Genomic DNA, 16,369 nt, shown 5'->3' with positions numbered 1-16,369 from the left:
CTCCCGTTCGCACCGGCGGTGGACCGGACACTATCCATCGCCGTCGACCGCGGTCAACACCGTGTCGAGTCGAATCGACACTGTGTCGAGCGGGTGTAGCATCAGCCGACATGACGACCGCCCGTACGCCGACCGGCGCCGCGCCGACGCGCGGGCGGCGGGCCGGCCGGTCCACCGGCGACGACCGGGAGACCGCGATCCTGGCCACTGCCGAGCGGCTGCTGGCCCAGCGCCCCCTCGCGGACATCTCCATCGACGACCTGGCGCGCGGCGCCGGGATCTCCCGCCCCACGTTCTACTTCTACTTCCCGTCCAAGAGCGCGGTGCTGCTCACGCTGCTCGACCGGGTCACCGAGGAGGCCGACGCCGCCGCCGGGGGCGTGTTCGAACGGCTCGCCGAGGATCCGCGCGCCCACTGGCGGAAGTTGATCGCCCGGTTCCACGCCACCTTCGGCGGGCACCGGGACGTGGTACTGGCCTGCGCCCAGGTGCGCGGCACCAACGCCGAGGTGCGGCGGCTCTGGGCCGAGGTGCTGGAACGCTGGGTCCGCGCGGTGCAGGCCGCGATCGAGGCCGAACGCGCCCGCGGCGCGGCCCCGGACGGGCTGCCCGCCCGGGATCTCGCCATCGCGCTGAACTCGATGAACGAGCGCGTCTGGTACGCCACGTTCGCCGGGGACGGCCCGGCGGTGGCCGAGCGGGACGTGGTCGACGTGCTGCTCGACGTGTGGCTGACCGCGATCTACCGGACCACCACGCCGCCGGTCATCCCGTCCGGCGGAACTCCATGACCCCATTGGTCTCCCGGGTGCGCTCGCCGGCATCCCGCTGTGCGGCGAGGCCGGGCATCCCGATCGAGTCGCTCACCCACGCCCACGGTGACCTGCACCGGCTCGGCGCCGACGTGGAGGGCCTCGGCCACCGTGGAGAGGGCGCGGTCGATCTCGGAGGGCGGGGTGGCCGCGTACCCGAGGACGAGGCCGGGTGGCTGCGGGCTCTGGCCGTGCCAGGACAACGGGTGGAGCTTGACGCCACTCCGCAGCGCCGCCGCCGCCAGCGCCCGGTCGTCGACGTCGCCGGGCAGCGTGACCATCAGGTGCAGCCCGGCCGCCGCGCCGTGCACCACCGCCCCCGGCAGGTACGCGCGGACCGCCCGGATCATCGCGTCCCGTCGGCGTACGTGCCGGTGGCGCAGCAGCCGCAGGTGCCGTTCCAGCGCGCCGGACTCCATCAGCTCGGCGAGTACGAGCTGCGGCAAGGCCGCGTTGCCGAGGTCTGCCGCCCGCTTCGCGGCCACCACGTCGGGGTGCAGCGCGGGCGGCACCAGCATCCACCCGATCCGCAGGGCCGGCGCGAGCAGCTTGGAGATGCTGCCGACGTAGCAGACCCGGTCCGGCGCCATGGCACGTAACGCCGGCACCGGCGGACGGTCGTAGCGGTGCTCGGCGTCGTAGTCGTCCTCCACCACCAGGCCGCCGTCGCGTGCCCACCGCAGCAGCCGCCGGCGCCGGTCGCCGTCGAGCACCACCCCGGTCGGGAACTGGTGCGCCGGGGTGAGCAGCACCGCGGGAGCACCGGACCGCTCCAGCTCGTCGACACGTAGTCCCCGGTCGTCCACCGGGATCGGCGGTGTCGCCAGCCCGAAGCAGAGCAGGTGCTGCCGTACACCCAGCGAGCCGGGATCCTCCACCGCCACGGTGTGCGTACCCCGGTCGTGCAGCACCCGCGCGAGCAGGCCGAGCGCCTGCGACACCCCGGCCACGATCACCACCTCGGCCGGGTCCGCGCCGACGCCCCGGTTGCGGGCCAGCCAGTTCGCGACCGCGAGCCGCAGCGCGGGCGTGCCGGCCGGGTCGCCGTAGCCGAGCGAGGCGGGCGTCATCCGGTGCAGCACGGTCCGCTCGGCCCGCAGCCAGGCCGCGCGGGGAAAGGCCGCCAGATCGGGTACGCCGGGTGTCAGGTCCACCTGCGCGGGTACGGCGCGCAGCTCGTCGAACGCGTCGACGCCGGGCCTGGTGGCGAACACCTGCGGTGCTCTCCTCGGCTCGGGCGGCCGGGTGACCACGGCGGCCGGCGAGGCGACCACCACCGTTCCGGCCCGGCCGCGTCCGGCCACCTGCCCGTCCTCGGCCAGCCGCTGGTACGCCTCGGTCACCACACCGCGGGAGACGCCCAGCTCGGCGGCGAGCACCCGGCTGGCGGGCAGACGGGTGCCCACCGGCGCCCGGCCGTCGGCGATGGCGGACCGCAGCCGGGCGGCCAGCCAGTCCGCGCGGCCACCGGGCGGCGCCTCGCCGACGTCGAGCTGGAGGAAGTCCGCGCCGGCCGCTTTGGACTCCTCGACAGCGACAGCTTTGGCCCTGTCCATCGGACCATTATGGGCACACGCTGGACCGCATGACAGTCGCCTTCCTGCTGACGTCGCTCGTCGTCGCGATCACTCCGGGCACCGGGGTGATGCACACGCTCGCCGCCACGGTGACCGCCGGACGGCGGGCCGGCCTGGCCGCTGCCGCCGGAGGCACGCTCAGCCTCGTGCCACACGTGATCGCCGCGGTGACCGGGCTGGCCGCCCTGCTGCGCGCCGGCACCCCGGCGTTCCGCGTGATGACCTGGCTGGGCGTGGCGTACCTGCTCTGGATGGCCTGGTCGGCGCTGCGCGACCGGGGCACGTTCGCCCTCGACGGCGACCGGCCCCCGCGTCCGGCGGCGGCCGTGTTCCGCGACGGGGTGCTGCTGAACCTGCTGAACCCGAAGGTGACGGTGTTCTTCGTGGCGTTCCTGCCGCAGTTCGTACCGCCGGACGCGCCCGCCGCCACCGTGCGCATGCTCGCCTGCGGCCTGGTGTTCATGGCCGTCACGCTGCTGGTGTTCGCCGGGTACGCGCTGCTGGCCGGCGCGTTGCGCCGGCGTGTGCTGTCCCGGCCCCGGCTGACCGGGCTGCTGCGGCACGCCTTCGCCGGCAGCTTCCTCGTCCTGGGCCTCGGCCTCGCGTTCCGCGCCTAGCCTCGACTCACCACCCACAAGGAGTCTTTCCGTGCGTTTCCGGCACTCCCCCGAGATCTGGTCGGCATTTCCGGAACTGACCTGCGGCGTCCTGCACGCCGCCGGCGTCACGCCCGAGGTCGACGTCACGCCCCGGCTGGCCGGGTGTCTCGGCGCCACCCGGGACCGGCTCGCCGCCGGGCCGGAGGGTGGCTTCCCCGAGATCCAGGCCTGGCGTCGCGCGTTCACCCGGATGGGCTGCCCGCCGACCCGCTACCGCTGCGCTGCCGAATCGCTGCTGCGCCGGTTGCGGCGGGACGGGGACCTGCCCCGGCTGCACCCGCTCGTGGACCTCGGCAACGCGCTCTCCACCCGGTACGCGGTCCCGGTCGCCGTGCTCGACCTGGCCCGGATCGACGGCGACCTGACCGTGCGCCCGGCCGACGGCACGGAGTCCTACCTGGGCCTCGGCGGGGAGAACGAGCAGCCCGCGCCCGGCGAGGTGATCTTCGCCGACAACTCCGGACACGCGCACGCCCGGCGCTGGTGCCACCGGCAGAGCGGCGCGTCGGCTGTCCGGGCCGGCACCACCGAGGTGCTCGTGGTGGTCGAGGCGATGCACGAGCGGGCGGCGCCGACCGTACGCCGGATGCTGGACGAGTTGGCTGTGGCGCTGACCGAGCAGTGGCGCGCGCCGGCGCGGACGGCGCTGCTGAGCGCGGACGCGCCGGAGTTCGCCGTGCCGGTCCGGACGGGCTGACCACGGGTGTGCCGCCTCGCGATCCAACGCCGTCGCCGGTGCGTGGGTCGCGGCCTGCGCCGGTTTAGGCGTCGGGCGTCGGGGCCGGTCCGGTCGCGCGCCGGGAACGGCCCGACGTCGGGGCCGGGTGCGGCCGGTGGGTACGACAGTTCCCTCATGAGCCGCGACTGGCCGGACGTCGTCTACCGATCCTGTCCGTTCTGACCGTGCACCGGCCAGGGGCGTTGGGTCTGGCTGGCCTGGTCGTGCTGTGGGCCGAAGGCCAGCAGGAACGTCCGGACGGCGGAGCGGACGACGTCATCCAGCTCGGTGTCGCTGAGCTGGCGTGTGCCCATCTCGGTACGGGCCTCCAGCGGGCCGACGAGGAGGGCCATGAAGTGTTCGGCGGCCTGGGCGGGGTCGCTGGGGTGCAGGTGCCCGGTGAGCATGAGCCGGGCGTTGGCCGGGGAGCTGACCGGAGAGGACGAAGTCGCCGTACCCGAAGCGCCGGGGGGCTGACGCAAGTCCCGGTGACCGGGCGGATGGCGGGCGTGTGCGGGCCAGCCGGGTTGCGGAAGAGATCGCCCCTGCTCACTGGCACGACCCATCCACCACGGCATCGGTACGACAGCGGAAGGACAGCGAGTACGCGATGACCGCCCGGTCCGACAGTCCCGTCGACTCGTGACCGAGCAGGTGCCCGTCCTGCGGACTGAGCAGCACCGTCTCCCGCCGCCCCGGAACCGTCGTCGACGCTGAAGGCCGCAGCTCGTCGGACAGGGCGCGGGCGGCCAGGCGCCGGCACTGGCGACGGCCGTCGTCGCCGGAGTTGGGGCTTGATGCAGTGAGAGCCGCAAGTCCGGTTCGGGACGTGGGCCGCAGAGACGGACCGGTCGGGAGACCGGCACCGCGCTGCGGTCCGACCTCGCGTCGTCGCCACCCGCTGACACGAGTGCCGGGCGTTTCCCGCAGGAAACACCCGGCACTCGCGGCTATTTTCAGGAATGCGACACGAGCAGTTTGTACAGGGACACCTGCCCATAGTTGGAGCTGCTGCACGGAGAGGAGTTGCTGCAGTTGGCCTGGGTGTATCCGCCGGCCTTGAAGTAGTTGCCGGACTTCGAATGCGCAATGGTCGTCTGCAGTACGCCGTTGTAGTAGGCCCTGATCTGGCCACCGCTGACGACAAACTTCGCCTCAAAGACCGTGTTCAGCTTGTAACTGCTGGTCACCAACTTGTGGTGAGTGGTGTTGCCCTTGGTGATGTAGAGGCTGGTGCCTTCCAGGCGGAACACGGTGACATCGTCGTCACCGTCGTGAATCTGAGCGCCCACAACGTGCGGCTTGGTGTTCGGGAGCTTGTTGAACGCCAGCCTGACGGTGAGGGTGTGGGTGCCCGAGGTGGACGACCAGGAGGCGTTCGAGGTGCCGTTGTTGGCCATCTCCCGCAGTTCGGAGCGGGGGTAGCTCGATCCACTGGTGGTCACACCGTTGACCGGGGCCCGGAACTGCACGCCCGTGCATTTGGTGTTCACCATGAACGCCGGATTCGTGGAGTAGGTGGCGAGTGAGGGCTGCTTCACTTCGGTCGGCGAGCCGGACGAGCCGGTCGGCAGCGTCACCTTCCAGTTCGTGAGGTTGAGCTGCTGGGCGGGGTAGTCGCAGGGGGCGGCCGCGGTGGCGGCACTCTGCGAGACGACGGGGGTGGCCAGGATGGCCAGGGTCGCCAGCATCGCCGTGACGAGCCTGCGCTTTCGGACAGGATTCATTGCGGGGTTCCGCCTCTCGAGGTGGTGGTGGTGGTGAACCGGCGTTTTTCCAGCGCTGAGCGTCGCGTCATACGCACTCCTGAGTGGAGTTTTCATATATGCGAACCGCGCAGAACCGGCCCGCCAGGAGATTAGGAGGCAGAACCAGGAAGGTCAATGTTCGAGGCCAGGGCATTTGATGGGTGTGCACACTCGTGAACAGTGATCCACGGTGAGGATGCGGAGTGCGTCGGGTGGGCGCGCGTTCTCCCCCAGGCCGGACGGCGCTCTTTCAGGTCCATGATGGACTACGATCTTTCCGGTGGCCGGGGTGACTCGTATCGTCGAGGCAGCGCGGGATCGGTTACCGGATCGGGTGGCGATCGGGTTGTCGACGCCGCCCCGCCAGTTCTCGTTGATCATGAGGTTGGCGGCGGTTCCGGTCCGGTTCGTCGCCGTCAACCTCATGATCGACGGGGTGGGTGGGTAGGTGGGCGCGTGGGGTGGGGAGAATGGGTGCCGTGTCGGGAGGAGGACCGGTCGTCAGCGGGCGGGAGTTGCGGGCGGACTGTTCGCGCTGCGCCGGGGTGTGCTGCGTCGCGCCGGCGTTCACCGCGTCGGCCGACTTCGCCATCGACAAGCCCGCCGGGCGGCCCTGCCCGAACCTGGGCGCCGACTTCCGCTGCGGCATCCACACCGAGCTGCGGCAACGCGGCTTCCCCGGATGCACCGTGTTCGACTGCTTCGGCGCCGGTCAACACCTCACCCGGCACACGTTCGCCGGCCGCGACTGGCGCGCCGACCCGGCCACCGCGCAGCGGATGTTCGACAGCTTCGCGGTGCTGCGACCGCTGCACGAACTGCTCTGGTACCTGACCGAGGCGGTCCGCCTGACCCCGCCCGGACCACTGCGCGACGAGCTGACCGCCGCGCTCGACGAGACCGGCCGGCTCACCGACGGCACCCCTGACGACCTGCTCGCGCTCGACGTCGACGCGCACCGGGACCGGGCCAACCGGCTGCTGTCGCGCGCCGCCGAACGGGCCCGCGCCGGAAAGGCCGGCCCGGACCGCCGGGGCGCGACGCTGATCGGGGTGGACCTGCGCCGCACCCCGCTGACCGGGGCGAACCTGCGCGGTGCCTGCCTGATCGGGGCGGACCTGCGGGGCGTACGCCTCGGCGCCGCCGACCTGACCGGCGCGGACCTGCGCGGGGCCGACCTGCGCGGGGCCGACCTGGGCGAGTGCCTGTTCACGCACCAGTCGCAGCTCGATGCCGCACGCGGCGACCACCGCACGGTGCTGCCGCCGGGGCTACACCGCCCGGCTCACTGGTCCCTGACGCTGACCCCGGCCCGCCCCCAGCCCCGGCAGCGCCGCCGCCAACCCCGCTGACGCCACCCACGCGCGCCCCCGCCGCCGCCACTCATGGCGACCCCCGGCCCGCCCGCATCTTGGCACCCGCTCCCACCCCACCCCCGCACCGCGGCGATCAAGGACTTTGTGTCCATTTCCGCCCGCCGCCAGGCCACAAACTCCTTGATCACCCCCTTCGACCGGCTCACCAGGGCCACCTCGGCGGTGATCAAGGAGTTTGGGTCGGGTTCAGGGCCGGATGGGGACACAAAGTCCTTGATCAACTGTGAGGGGACCGGGCGGGGGCGCGTGGGTTTGGTGGGGGTGGGGTGGGGTAGGCGGCGACCGACTGGGAGGGGCCACCGGTGGGGTATCGGGCACGCGACGGTGAGGAACCGGTCGACCCGGCGCACGCCGAGGACGAGGCCGGACAGGTTCCGCTGGTGCAGACGGCCGCTGACACCGACGTGCCGGCACCCGCTCCGAGCGCACCGAAACCGGACGAGGTGACCGAGGACGACGGATCCGGGACGGCGGGCGGAGCGTCCGGCAGCAGCTCGGGCGGCTCCTCGATGCCGACCCACCCGGACGCGGCCCGCTGACCGGGCGCGAGCACCGGCCGAACCCGGGCCACCGAACGAACCGGGCCCGTCGCCAGGGCTCGGGCGACCCGAACGTTTGCCGTCACCCGCTGCGGGCAGGAGGGCGACATGACCAGTGAAGAGTCTTTCGGCCGCGCGGCCGGCGACGAACCCGACGGCACGACCGCGTACGAGGCGTCCCTGCGCCCGCCGGGCGAGTCCCTGCACACCACCGACGACACCGGTGACGATTTCGCCGACCAGCCCGCCGAGGACCGGCGGTCGGCACGGGAGGTCAGCCGGGCCGGCTACGACGTGGCGGCCGTCTCCGGCACCGGCGACCCGTCCGAGGAACCGGAGGAGATCGAGGAGGGCCGGCCGCTGCGCTGAGCCGTACGCGGGGCGGCGGCTGCGCCGCTCCGCGCCTCGGTCATGCCCCGGTTCGCCAGCGCGTCGGCGCGCTCGTTCTCCGGATGCCCGTTGTGGCCCTTCACCCACAGCCACGTCACGTCGTGCCGGGCGCAGGCCGCCTCCAGCGCCTGCCACAGGTCGGCGTTCTTCACCGGCTGCTTGGCGGCGGTCAGCCAGCCGTTGCGCTTCCACGAGTTCAGCCAGCCGGTGATGCCGTTGCGCACGTACGTGCTGTCGGTGTGCAGCCGTACCGTGACCGGGCGGGTCAGGCTCTCCAGCGCCCGGATCGCGGCGGTCAGCTCCATCCGGTTGTTCGTGGTCGGGGTGGCCTCGCCGCCGCACAGCTCCCGCTCGTGCCCGCCCCAGCGCAGCACCGCGCCCCAGCCGCCGGGCCCGGGATTGCCGCTGCACGCGCCGTCGGTCCAGATCTCCACGACCCGGCCGGTCTCCGCCTCCACCATGCCCGGCAACCTACCGGGTACGCGAGCGCGCGGGACCACCCGACCCGCCGCGCGCGGCTAACGTGCGGGCATGACCGCTCCCCCGGACTTCGCCGCTCTGTGCAACTTCCGTGACCTCGGCGGCTGGCGGACCGGCGACGGCCGTACCGTCGCCCGGGGCCGGCTCTACCGCTCCGACTCACTGGCCAAGCTTGCCGGCTCGGATCTGGAACGGTTCGCGGCTCTCGGCGTCCGCACCGTGATCGACCTGCGTGACCGAGCTGCGGCAGGCGCTCGAACTGATCGCGGACGGCGAGCACCCGCTGGTGTTCCACTGCGCCTCCGGCAAGGACCGCACCGGGCTGCTCGCCGCGCTGGTGCTGTCCCTGCTCGGCGTGGACGACGACCAGATCGCGGCGGACTTCGCGCTCACCGAGCACGCCACCGAACGGCTGGTCGCCGAGTGGCGTGATCGCCACGGCGGCGCGCCGGGCTGGCCGGCGTACGGGCGGGCCCCGGCCGAGATCATCCGGCTGGTGCTGGCCGACCTGCGGGCCGCCCACGGTTCCGTGCACGGCTACGCGACCGGCCGGCTCGGTGTCGACGAGCAGACGATCGACGCGCTGCGCGCCCGGCTGCTCGCCGGCGACACGAAACCGCTGCCCACCCAGGGCGGCAGTACGCCGGCGGCGGAGCGACTGCGCGCGCTCGTGCGCGGCCGCGTCACCGAGGCGACCGGCCGCCGATAGGCGCCGGGACCGGCGACAGCGGAAGCTAGCGGCGCAGGCGGGCGCGCAGCCGGCCGGCCGCGTCGCCGAGCACCGCGCCGGTCATCGGCAGCAGCGGGCTGGACCGCATCACCGCCAGATCCTCGGCCGGGCTGGTCACGCCGTCGAGGAACCGCAGCACCCGCTCCGGCGGGTTGCGGTCGAACAGCCGCTCGAAGAACTCCACCCCGCCGACGTGGCCCCGGTCCAGCGCGCGCAACGCCACCGCGTCCATCCACAGGTGCCGGCCCGGGTACGCGGGCGCCGGCACCGGCGGGCGACCGGCGGCGAGCGCGCGGGCCACCTGGTCGGCCTGGCGCAGCATCGCCGAGAACGTGAATCCGGTGGACGGGCGGGTCGCCCCACCGGCGGTGCCCAGCCGCACCACGCGCGGGCTCGGGCGGGAGTCGAACGGTCCGTCGGTCATCGGGATCACGCCGTCCTCGACCTCCCGCACCCGCAGCGCGGTCAGGTCCAGGCCGAGCAGTCCGGCGTACCCGCGCAGCGCCGCGTCGTAGCCCGCGTCGTCGAGCAGCTGCGGCCCGAACTCGGTGTACTCGACCAGCGCGAACCGGTCGTCGACCGGCAGCACGTACCCGAAGGACACCCCGCGATCCGGCTGGGGCGTGCGGAAGTCCATCAGCACCGCCCGCTGCGGATCGAACGTCGGCCGGTCGGCGGCCAGCCACCAGCCCCGGAAGTGCTGCAGCCAGCTGGTGCGCCCCGGACGCCTCGGCCGCCGGGGCCGCGAGTCGAGCACCCACCCGGCCCGCACCAGGTCCCGGCCGTCCGGGTCGCGGACCGTGACCCGCTCACCGTCGTCGTGCAGCTCCCCCGCCGGGGCGCTGATCCGGACCGCGTCCAGCCGGCGCTCGGCCGCGGCAGCCCGGTCGTAGACCGGGGCGGAGCGGAGCATGGCGTACCGCAGGGGGTCGAGCGTCAGGACACGGCGGCCCGCCGGCGTGACCACGTCGACCTGCGACCAGCTCGCGCTCAGCATCGGGTCCAGGTCGTCGCCGGGCAGGCCCCAGAACGCCCAGGTGCGGTCCTGGCCGCGCTTGTGCACCGGGTCCACCACCGCGACCCGCAGCCCGGTCACGTCGTGCCGGTCCAGCGCGGCCAGGACCAGGGACGCGGCGCCGCCGCCGCCGACCAGCGCGAGGTCGGCGTCGACCGGGAAGGATGCGTGCATCCGGCCACGCTGCCACACCGGCGGGAGCCGCCACCGGGCGGCCCGCTCAGGGCACCGGGGCGGGCTTGCGCGCGGCCGGCTCGGCGTAGGCGGCGGCCACCGTCGCCCGGTCGAAGACCCGCCACGTCGCGGCGATCACCGCCACGGCCACCACGAAGCCCACCCAGTACGGCGCGGTGATGCCGAACCGGGCCGCCACCACGCCGCCGAGCAGCGCGCCGACGCAGTTGCCGCCCGCCGCGACGAACAACGTGGTGCTGCCGACCCGGCCCATCAACTCCTGCGGGGTGAGCCGCTGCCGCAGCGAGTTCGCCACGATGTTCCACAGCGCGCCGTGCGCCCCGAACGCGAACAACGCGAACCCGACCACGGCCGCGCTGCGGGACGCGGCGAGCGCCAGGTGCAGTCCGGCCTCGACCAGCAGCCCCGTCCGCACCGTCCAGGTGGGGGTGATCGCGGCGATCAGCCGGTCCCCCACCAGCGAACCGAGCACGCCGCCCACCGCCATGCAGGTGAACAACGCGCCGTAGCCGACCGAGCCCAGATTCAGCCGCTCGGTGGCGAGCAGCACCAGCACCGCCACCGCCGCGGTGAGCGTGACGTTCAGCAGGCCGATCAGCACGGTCATGGTGCGCAGCAGCCGCTGCCCCCACAGCCAGCGGAACCCCTCCGCGACCTCCGCCCGCACCGACCGCCGGACCTGGGGCGCCGCACCGCCCCGGTACGTACCGGCGAGCAGCCCGACCAGTACGGCGCTCAGCGCGTACGTGCCGGCGTTGAGCGCGAACGGCAGCGTCGCCGCCACCACGAACAGGAACCCGCCGAGCGGGCCGGCGATCATGTTCTGCATCACCTGGGTGCCGCCGCCGAGCCAGCCGTTTGCGCGTTCCAGCAGCGAACGCGGCACCACCGCCGGCAGCACCGCCTGCGCGGCGGTCCGGAACACCACCTCGCCGGTGTTCACGACGAACAGCACCGCGTACAGCAGCGCGATCCCGGCCCGGTCGGCCAGCATCGCCGCCGCGAGCACGGCCAGCGCGCCGACGCGTACCCAGTCGATGAGCACCATCAGCCGGCGCCGGTCCATCCGGTCCGCCAGTACGCCACCGGGCAGCGCGAAAAGCAGCCACGGCAGCCACGACACCGCCGCCCCGGCCGACACCACGAGCGGATCGTCGGTGATCGACGCCACGTACAGCGGAGCGGCCACCGTCGCCGTTCCGCTGCCCAGCGCGGACAGCGTGCTCGCCGTCCACAGTCGGGCGAAGCGCCCGCCGAGCCGTTCCCCCGTCACGGCGAGGCAACCTACCAGCGGCGACGGAGCCTGCCGACCGGTTTACCGGCGGCCGGCGTTGAGACGGGCGGCCTGCCGGTTCAGGTGGTCGCGTTCGGCCAGGCTGGACGCCCGGCGGGCCGCCGCCGCGTACAGCCGCGCCGCCGTGTCCGGGTCGCCGTCGCGTTCGTGCAGGTAAGCCGCCACCGCCGGGTACCGGGGTAGCGAGTCGTCGAGCGCCGCGAGCGCCGCCAGCCCGGCCCGGGGGCCGTCCGCCTCGCCGACCGCCACCGCCCGGTTCAGCCGGGCGATCGGGCTGCCGGTCAGGCGGACCAGTTCGTCGTACCACTCGACGATCTGCACCCAGTCGGTCTCCGCTGCGGTGGGCGCGTCGGCGTGCAGGGCCGCGACGGCAGCCTGGGCCTGGAACTCGCCCAGCCGGTCCCGGGACAGGGCGGTCTGGAGGATGCCCACGCCCTCGGCGATCAGCACGGTGTTCCACCGGCGGCGGTCCTGCTCGGCCAGCGGCACCAGGCTCCCGTCGGGCGCGGTCCGACCGGCCCGGCGGGCGTGGTGCAGCAGCATGAGCGCGAGCAGCCCGGCCACCTCGGGGTGGTCGATCGCGGCGGTGAGCTGCCGGGTGAGCCGGATCGCCTCGGCGGCCAGGTCCACGTCGCCGGAGTAGCCCTCGTTGAACACCAGGTACAGCACCCGCAGCACGGTGGCGACGTCGCCGGGCTGGTCGAGGCGGACCCCGGACACGGTGCGCTTGGCCCGGCTGATCCGCTGCGCCATGGTGGCCTCCGGCACCAGGTACGCCTGCGCGATCTGCCGGGTGGTGAGCCCGCCGACGGCGCGCAGCGTCAACGCGACGGCCGACGACGGGCTCAGCGACGGATGCGCGCACAGGAAGTAGAGCCGCAGCGTGTCGTCCGCCGACGGCACCGGCCCGGGCTGCGGCTCCTCGTCCACGAGATCCTCCCGCCGGCGCCGGGCGGCGTCGGCGCGGACCACGTCCAGGAACCGCCGCCACGCCACTGTGACCAGCCAGCCGCGCGGATCCCGGGGCGGGTCGTCGGGCCAGACGCGCAGCGCCTCGATCAGCGCGTCCTGCACGGCGTCCTCGGCCGCCGCGAAGTCGGCTCCACGGCGGACGAGGACACCGAGCACGCCCGGGATGAGGCTGCGAAGGGCGACCTCGTCCATCGGAGCTGTCACTCGGTGATGGTGGGCGGCGCGCTCAGGAACGGGCGCAGCTCCAGCCACTCGTGGATCGGCTTGCCGTCCTGCCCCGGCGCGGCCGACAGCTCGGCGGCGAGTTCGAGAGCGCGCTCGTAGCTGTCCACGTCGATCACCATCCAGCCGGCGATGAGGTCCTTCGTCTCGGCGAACGGGCCGTCGGTGACCGGCGGCCGTCCCTCGCCGTCGTAGCGGACGAAGGTGCCCTCCGGGGCGAGCGCCTGACCGTCGACGTACTCGCCGCTGTCCTGCAGCCGCGCCGCGAACTCCTGCATGTAGCGCACGTGCGCGGAGATCTCCTCCGGCGTCCACTTGTCGATCATCGGCATCTCGGTGACCGGGGTCGGGCCGCCGCGGTAGTGCTTTAGGAGCAGGTACTTCATCTGTGTCTCCTCGTGGGGGTGCGACCCATTCTGGCCGCGTTCACTCCGGGGACGAAGCCGGCCGTCCGTTCTCGACATCGGTGGCGGAGGAATTTTCGGGCGTCACATCGCGTAATCCATCCTAGGAGGCTAGTTATGCCAGTACGGCTGTCCGGCCTGGGTCGACATGTCCGCCGTCTCGTGGCGGCAAGGAGCACACCGGACGGCAACGAAGATTTCTCAATTACCCCCAGTGATCGCCGCAACCCTCCTAGTGTTGGCCACACCGGTGCTCGTCACGGAGTTGGCCACCCGAACGACGTCCCACGCCTACAGCGGACGAAAAGTGAGGGAAGACGCGGATGAAGGCACAGTCATTTCTCGGATCGGCGGCGTTCGGCGTGGGCCTCGGCGCACTGCTGCTCCCGGCCGCCGCGCTGGCGGACACCAGAGTGTCACCCGCCACCACCCCGGTCGGCGCCACCGTCGTGCTGACCACCACGTGCAACCCGAACGCCGGTGACGCGATCTTCCGGGTCACCGGCCCGGACCGGGACCAGAACGTCCGGTCCACCACGGCCGCCGCGGGCGGCGGCCTGAGCGCCGAACTGTTCACCGCCGGGTTCACGCTCGGCACGTACACGGTGGCCACCACCTGCGGCGACGGCAGCGACGGCGGCAGCGCCACGTTCACCGTCACCCCGATCGGCGGCGCGCAGGCCGGTGGGGGCGGGCGCGACGGCGACACCGGGGTGCTGATCGCCGGTGGCGTGCTGGCCGCCGGGGCGCTCGCCGGAGGCGCGTACGCGGTCATCCGCCGGCGTCGCGCGGGCGCCGTCGCCTGACCGGAGCGGTCCGCCCGCGCCGGATGCTCCGGCGCGGGCGCCGCGTCCCTGTTCGACGGAGGTGGGATGCTGTCGGAATCGCAACGCCGCTCGCGCCTGCACACCGCCGTCGTGGTCACCGCCGTCACGCTCGCCGCCGCCACCGGCACCGGGCTGGTCTCGGCCGGGCTCGGCACCACGTCGGCGTCACCACCGCAACCCGGCGCCTCCGCCGCGCCGGCGACCGAACGACCGGGTACGGGCGGCCCGGCGCTGCCCCGATCCACGCCGGTGCGGGTCACCATCCCCCGCATCGGCGTCGACGCCGAGATCGTCCCGGTCGCCACCGACGCGGACGGCGCGCTGGAGGTGCCACCGCTGGAACGCCCGACGGTCACCGGCTGGTACCACCCCGGTCCCACCCCCGGCCAGGCCGGCAACGCGGTGCTGGTCGGGCACGTCGACTCGCAGCACGGTCCGGCCGTGTTCTTCGACCTCGGGCGGCTGCGCGGCGGCGACACGATCCGGGTGCTGCGCGCCGACGGGCGGACCGCGACGTTCGCTGTCGACGGCGTCGGGGCGTACCCGAAGGAGCGTTTCCCCACCGCACGGGTCTACGGCGGCGACGCGGCGGCGCGGCTGCGGCTGATCACGTGCGGCGGACGGTTCGACCCCCGGACCGGCAACTACCCGGACAACATCGTCGTCTTCGCCACCGCCACCCGGTGAGGCTCACCCGGCCAGGTCGGCCAGTTCCGCCAGTTCCGCGCCGGAACAGCAGCAGCGAGGGTTGAGGTGCAAGGAGGGGCCCCCTGTTAACGCCTCCGGTAGAGGAAGGGCCCCTTGTTAACACCGCTCCGCGAGTTGGGAGAATCGCGGCATGGCGAAACGGGGTGAGCGGACGGCGGCCTGCCCGTGCGGCACCGGGCGGCCGTACGCGGACTGCTGCGCCCCGGTCCACCGGGACGAGGCGACGGCGGCGACCGCGGAGGCGCTGATGCGGTCCCGGTTCAGCGCGTTCGCGCTCGGCGACGCCGCCTACCTGCGGCACAGCTGGCACTCCAGCACCCGGCCGGACCGGCTGGAGCTGGATCCGGGCACCCGCTGGACCCGGCTGGAGATCGTGGAGACCGGGCAGGGCGGGCTGTTCGACACCGCCGGCACGGTCCGGTTCCGGGCGCACTACCGCGAGGGCGGCCGGGCCGGCGTGCTGGCCGAGCACAGCCGCTTCGCCCGGGAGGACGGCCGCTGGGTCTACCTGGACGCGCTGCCGGAGTGACGCGGCCCGGCGCGCCGGCTCCCACGGCACGACGATCCGGCCTACACTGAGGGTCGGCGCCGTCCCGCGCCCCACCTCCTTTCCGGTGCCCACGCCACCGGCCCGCGGAGGCAAAGGGGGCTTCGAGCCCTCGGGACGCGACACCTGACCACCGCGCGGCAGCCGCACGGCACGGTCGCCGGAAGCGTGGGTTCCCCGACCGGGTCGTGACAGGGAGCGCGCGATGACCCGTCAGAGGTCCTTCAAGTCTCGGGTACGCACCCGGATGGACAAGACCGGCGAGAGCTACACCACCGCCCGCCGGCAGTTGCTCGGCAGAGCCGAGACCACGCCGGCCCCGACGGTGGCCCCCACCGGTGGGCGGACCCAGCAGGACCGCATCTCCGACGCGTTGCTGCGCGAGCGGACCGGGCAGGACTGGGCCTACTGGTTCGACCGGCTCGACGCGTGGGGCGCGGTCGACCGGAGCCACGCCGAGATCGCCCGCTGGCTGGTCGACACCCACGGGGTGCCGGGCTGGTGGGCGCAGACCGTCACGGTCGGCTACGAGCAGGCACGCGGCCTGCGCGCGCCGGGTCAGCGGCGGGGCGGCGGGTTCGAGGCCGGTGCCAGCCGGACCGTCGGCGTGCCGGTGCAGACGCTGTTCCAGGCGTTCGCCGACGCGGCGACCCGACGGCGGTGGCTGCCCGGCGTCGAGGTGCGGGTGCGTACCGCCACGGCACCGAAGACGTTCCGGGCGGACTGGGCGAACAGCCCCAGCCGGATCGTCGTCGGGCTGACCCCGATGGGTGCGTCGAAGTCACGGGTGGCCGTGCTGCACGAGAAGCTGGCCGACGCCGACGAGGCGGCGCGACTCAAGGCGTACTGGCGGGACCGGTTGGGCGCGCTCAAGGCGCTGCTGGAGCGGGAGGCGGCCCGATGAGCGGAGCGACCCCCGTCAACCTCCCGGTACGCGACCTCGACGCCGCGGTGGCGTTCTTCGCCGCCCTCGGCTTCGTCCTGGCGTTCCCGCGTCCCGGCGCCCGGCCGCCGGGCGCGCGGAGCGCGCAGCTCGGCTTAGGCGCCACCACGCACCTGCTCCTGCATCTCCCGCCGCCTTCACCGCGTTCGCCGCACCAGTGGTCGTTCCTGCACCGGACGGACTGATCCACGCGGGCGGTCCGAGCGGGCGGTC

General features: G+C 73.7%; 19 protein-coding genes and 1 pseudogene. 12 read left to right on the top strand and 8 right to left on the bottom strand.

What is annotated here, in order from left to right; translation table 11 throughout:
• Positions 1-110 precede the first annotated feature (110 nt).
• Entirely contained in the window at positions 111-791 is a 681-nt protein-coding gene (locus C569_RS0102505; protein WP_018784251.1) for a TetR/AcrR family transcriptional regulator, read from the top strand.
• Here C569_RS0102505 and C569_RS0102500 read toward each other — a convergent pair.
• Positions 743-2,368, bottom strand: coding sequence for a PLP-dependent aminotransferase family protein (locus tag C569_RS0102500; protein WP_018784250.1), 1,626 nt, complete (start codon positions 2,366-2,368; stop codon positions 743-745). The two genes, C569_RS0102505 and C569_RS0102500, sit on opposite strands and share 49 nt — an antisense overlap.
• A gap of 29 nt (positions 2,369-2,397) precedes the next feature.
• Here C569_RS0102500 and C569_RS0102495 point away from each other — a divergent pair, with 29 nt between their 5' ends.
• Both C569_RS0102495 and C569_RS0102490 read left to right on the top strand, forming a co-directional pair.
• Positions 2,398-3,006, top strand: coding sequence for a LysE family translocator (locus C569_RS0102495; RefSeq protein ID WP_018784249.1), 609 nt, complete (start codon positions 2,398-2,400; stop codon positions 3,004-3,006).
• 31 nt (positions 3,007-3,037) lie between these two features.
• Positions 3,038-3,745: a B3/4 domain-containing protein gene (locus tag C569_RS0102490; protein ID WP_018784248.1), complete on the top strand. Its 708-nt coding sequence runs from the start codon at positions 3,038-3,040 to the stop codon at positions 3,743-3,745.
• A 182-nt stretch (positions 3,746-3,927) separates the two neighbouring features.
• Here C569_RS0102490 and C569_RS33575 read toward each other — a convergent pair whose 3' ends face one another.
• Positions 3,928-4,173: a TetR/AcrR family transcriptional regulator C-terminal domain-containing protein gene (locus tag C569_RS33575; protein WP_018784247.1), complete on the bottom strand. Its 246-nt coding sequence runs from the start codon at positions 4,171-4,173 to the stop codon at positions 3,928-3,930.
• A 549-nt stretch (positions 4,174-4,722) separates the two neighbouring features.
• Complete coding sequence (locus C569_RS0102475) at positions 4,723-5,457, bottom strand: polysaccharide lyase family 7 protein (protein ID WP_018784245.1); 735 nt, start codon at positions 5,455-5,457, stop codon at positions 4,723-4,725.
• Between the two features lie 527 nt (positions 5,458-5,984).
• Here C569_RS0102475 and C569_RS0102465 point away from each other — a divergent pair.
• From C569_RS0102465 to C569_RS0102455, 3 genes are all read left to right on the top strand, one after another.
• Entirely contained in the window at positions 5,985-6,866 is an 882-nt protein-coding gene (locus C569_RS0102465) for a pentapeptide repeat-containing protein (RefSeq protein ID WP_051090436.1), read from the top strand.
• A gap of 326 nt (positions 6,867-7,192) precedes the next feature.
• Positions 7,193-7,429, top strand: a complete 237-nt coding sequence (locus tag C569_RS0102460; protein WP_018784242.1) for a hypothetical protein — start codon at positions 7,193-7,195, stop codon at positions 7,427-7,429.
• Between the two features lie 108 nt (positions 7,430-7,537).
• Entirely contained in the window at positions 7,538-7,798 is a 261-nt protein-coding gene (locus tag C569_RS0102455) for a hypothetical protein (protein WP_018784241.1), read from the top strand.
• Here the strand turns inward: C569_RS0102455 and rnhA are convergent.
• Positions 7,717-8,280, bottom strand: a complete 564-nt coding sequence (gene rnhA, locus C569_RS0102450) for a ribonuclease HI (protein ID WP_018784240.1) — start codon at positions 8,278-8,280, stop codon at positions 7,717-7,719. The two genes, C569_RS0102455 and rnhA, sit on opposite strands and share 82 nt — an antisense overlap.
• Before the next feature lie 70 nt (positions 8,281-8,350).
• On the opposite strand from rnhA, the pseudogene C569_RS29685 reads away from it, so the two are divergent.
• A pseudogene (locus C569_RS29685) lies at positions 8,351-9,008 on the top strand (tyrosine-protein phosphatase).
• A 25-nt stretch (positions 9,009-9,033) separates the two neighbouring features.
• Here the strand turns inward: C569_RS29685 and C569_RS0102440 are convergent.
• From C569_RS0102440 to C569_RS0102425, 4 genes are read right to left on the bottom strand one after another with little or no spacing between them, the layout of a single operon-like run.
• Positions 9,034-10,218 (bottom strand): lycopene cyclase family protein, encoded by a 1,185-nt coding sequence (locus tag C569_RS0102440; RefSeq protein WP_196806658.1) that lies wholly within the window; start codon positions 10,216-10,218, stop codon positions 9,034-9,036.
• A 46-nt stretch (positions 10,219-10,264) separates the two neighbouring features.
• Positions 10,265-11,512: an MFS transporter gene (locus C569_RS0102435; protein WP_018784237.1), complete on the bottom strand. Its 1,248-nt coding sequence runs from the start codon at positions 11,510-11,512 to the stop codon at positions 10,265-10,267.
• A gap of 42 nt (positions 11,513-11,554) precedes the next feature.
• The gene (locus C569_RS0102430) at positions 11,555-12,697 is read right to left on the bottom strand and encodes an RNA polymerase sigma factor (RefSeq protein ID WP_018784236.1); all 1,143 of its coding nucleotides are present in this window, start codon (positions 12,695-12,697) and stop codon (positions 11,555-11,557) included.
• An 8-nt stretch (positions 12,698-12,705) separates the two neighbouring features.
• Positions 12,706-13,113 carry a YciI family protein gene (locus C569_RS0102425; protein WP_018784235.1) on the bottom strand — a complete coding sequence of 136 codons (408 nt, stop codon included), beginning with the start codon at positions 13,111-13,113 and terminating at the stop codon, positions 12,706-12,708.
• Between the two features lie 341 nt (positions 13,114-13,454).
• Here C569_RS0102425 and C569_RS0102420 point away from each other — a divergent pair, with 341 nt between their 5' ends.
• The 5 genes from C569_RS0102420 (at position 13,455) to C569_RS0102400 (ending at position 16,341) form a co-directional block, all read left to right on the top strand.
• Entirely contained in the window at positions 13,455-13,937 is a 483-nt protein-coding gene (locus C569_RS0102420; protein WP_018784234.1) for a hypothetical protein, read from the top strand.
• 66 nt (positions 13,938-14,003) lie between these two features.
• Positions 14,004-14,645 (top strand): class F sortase, encoded by a 642-nt coding sequence (locus tag C569_RS0102415; protein WP_018784233.1) that lies wholly within the window; start codon positions 14,004-14,006, stop codon positions 14,643-14,645.
• Positions 14,646-14,796: 151 nt separating this feature from the next.
• A complete protein-coding gene (locus C569_RS0102410; RefSeq protein ID WP_018784232.1) occupies positions 14,797-15,195 on the top strand; it encodes a YchJ family protein in 399 nt (132 codons plus the stop codon).
• Between the two features lie 223 nt (positions 15,196-15,418).
• Positions 15,419-16,117: a hypothetical protein gene (locus C569_RS0102405; RefSeq protein ID WP_036344969.1), complete on the top strand. Its 699-nt coding sequence runs from the start codon at positions 15,419-15,421 to the stop codon at positions 16,115-16,117.
• Positions 16,114-16,341 (top strand): VOC family protein, encoded by a 228-nt coding sequence (locus C569_RS0102400; protein ID WP_018784230.1) that lies wholly within the window; start codon positions 16,114-16,116, stop codon positions 16,339-16,341. The genes C569_RS0102405 and C569_RS0102400 overlap by 4 nt, the downstream gene beginning before the upstream one ends.
• Positions 16,342-16,369: the final 28 nt, after the last annotated feature.

Source organism: Micromonospora sp. CNB394 (genome assembly GCF_000374985.1).
Lineage (GTDB): Bacteria > Actinomycetota > Actinomycetes > Mycobacteriales > Micromonosporaceae > Micromonospora > Micromonospora marina.
This window is presented reverse-complemented; position numbering and strand designations above follow the sequence as displayed.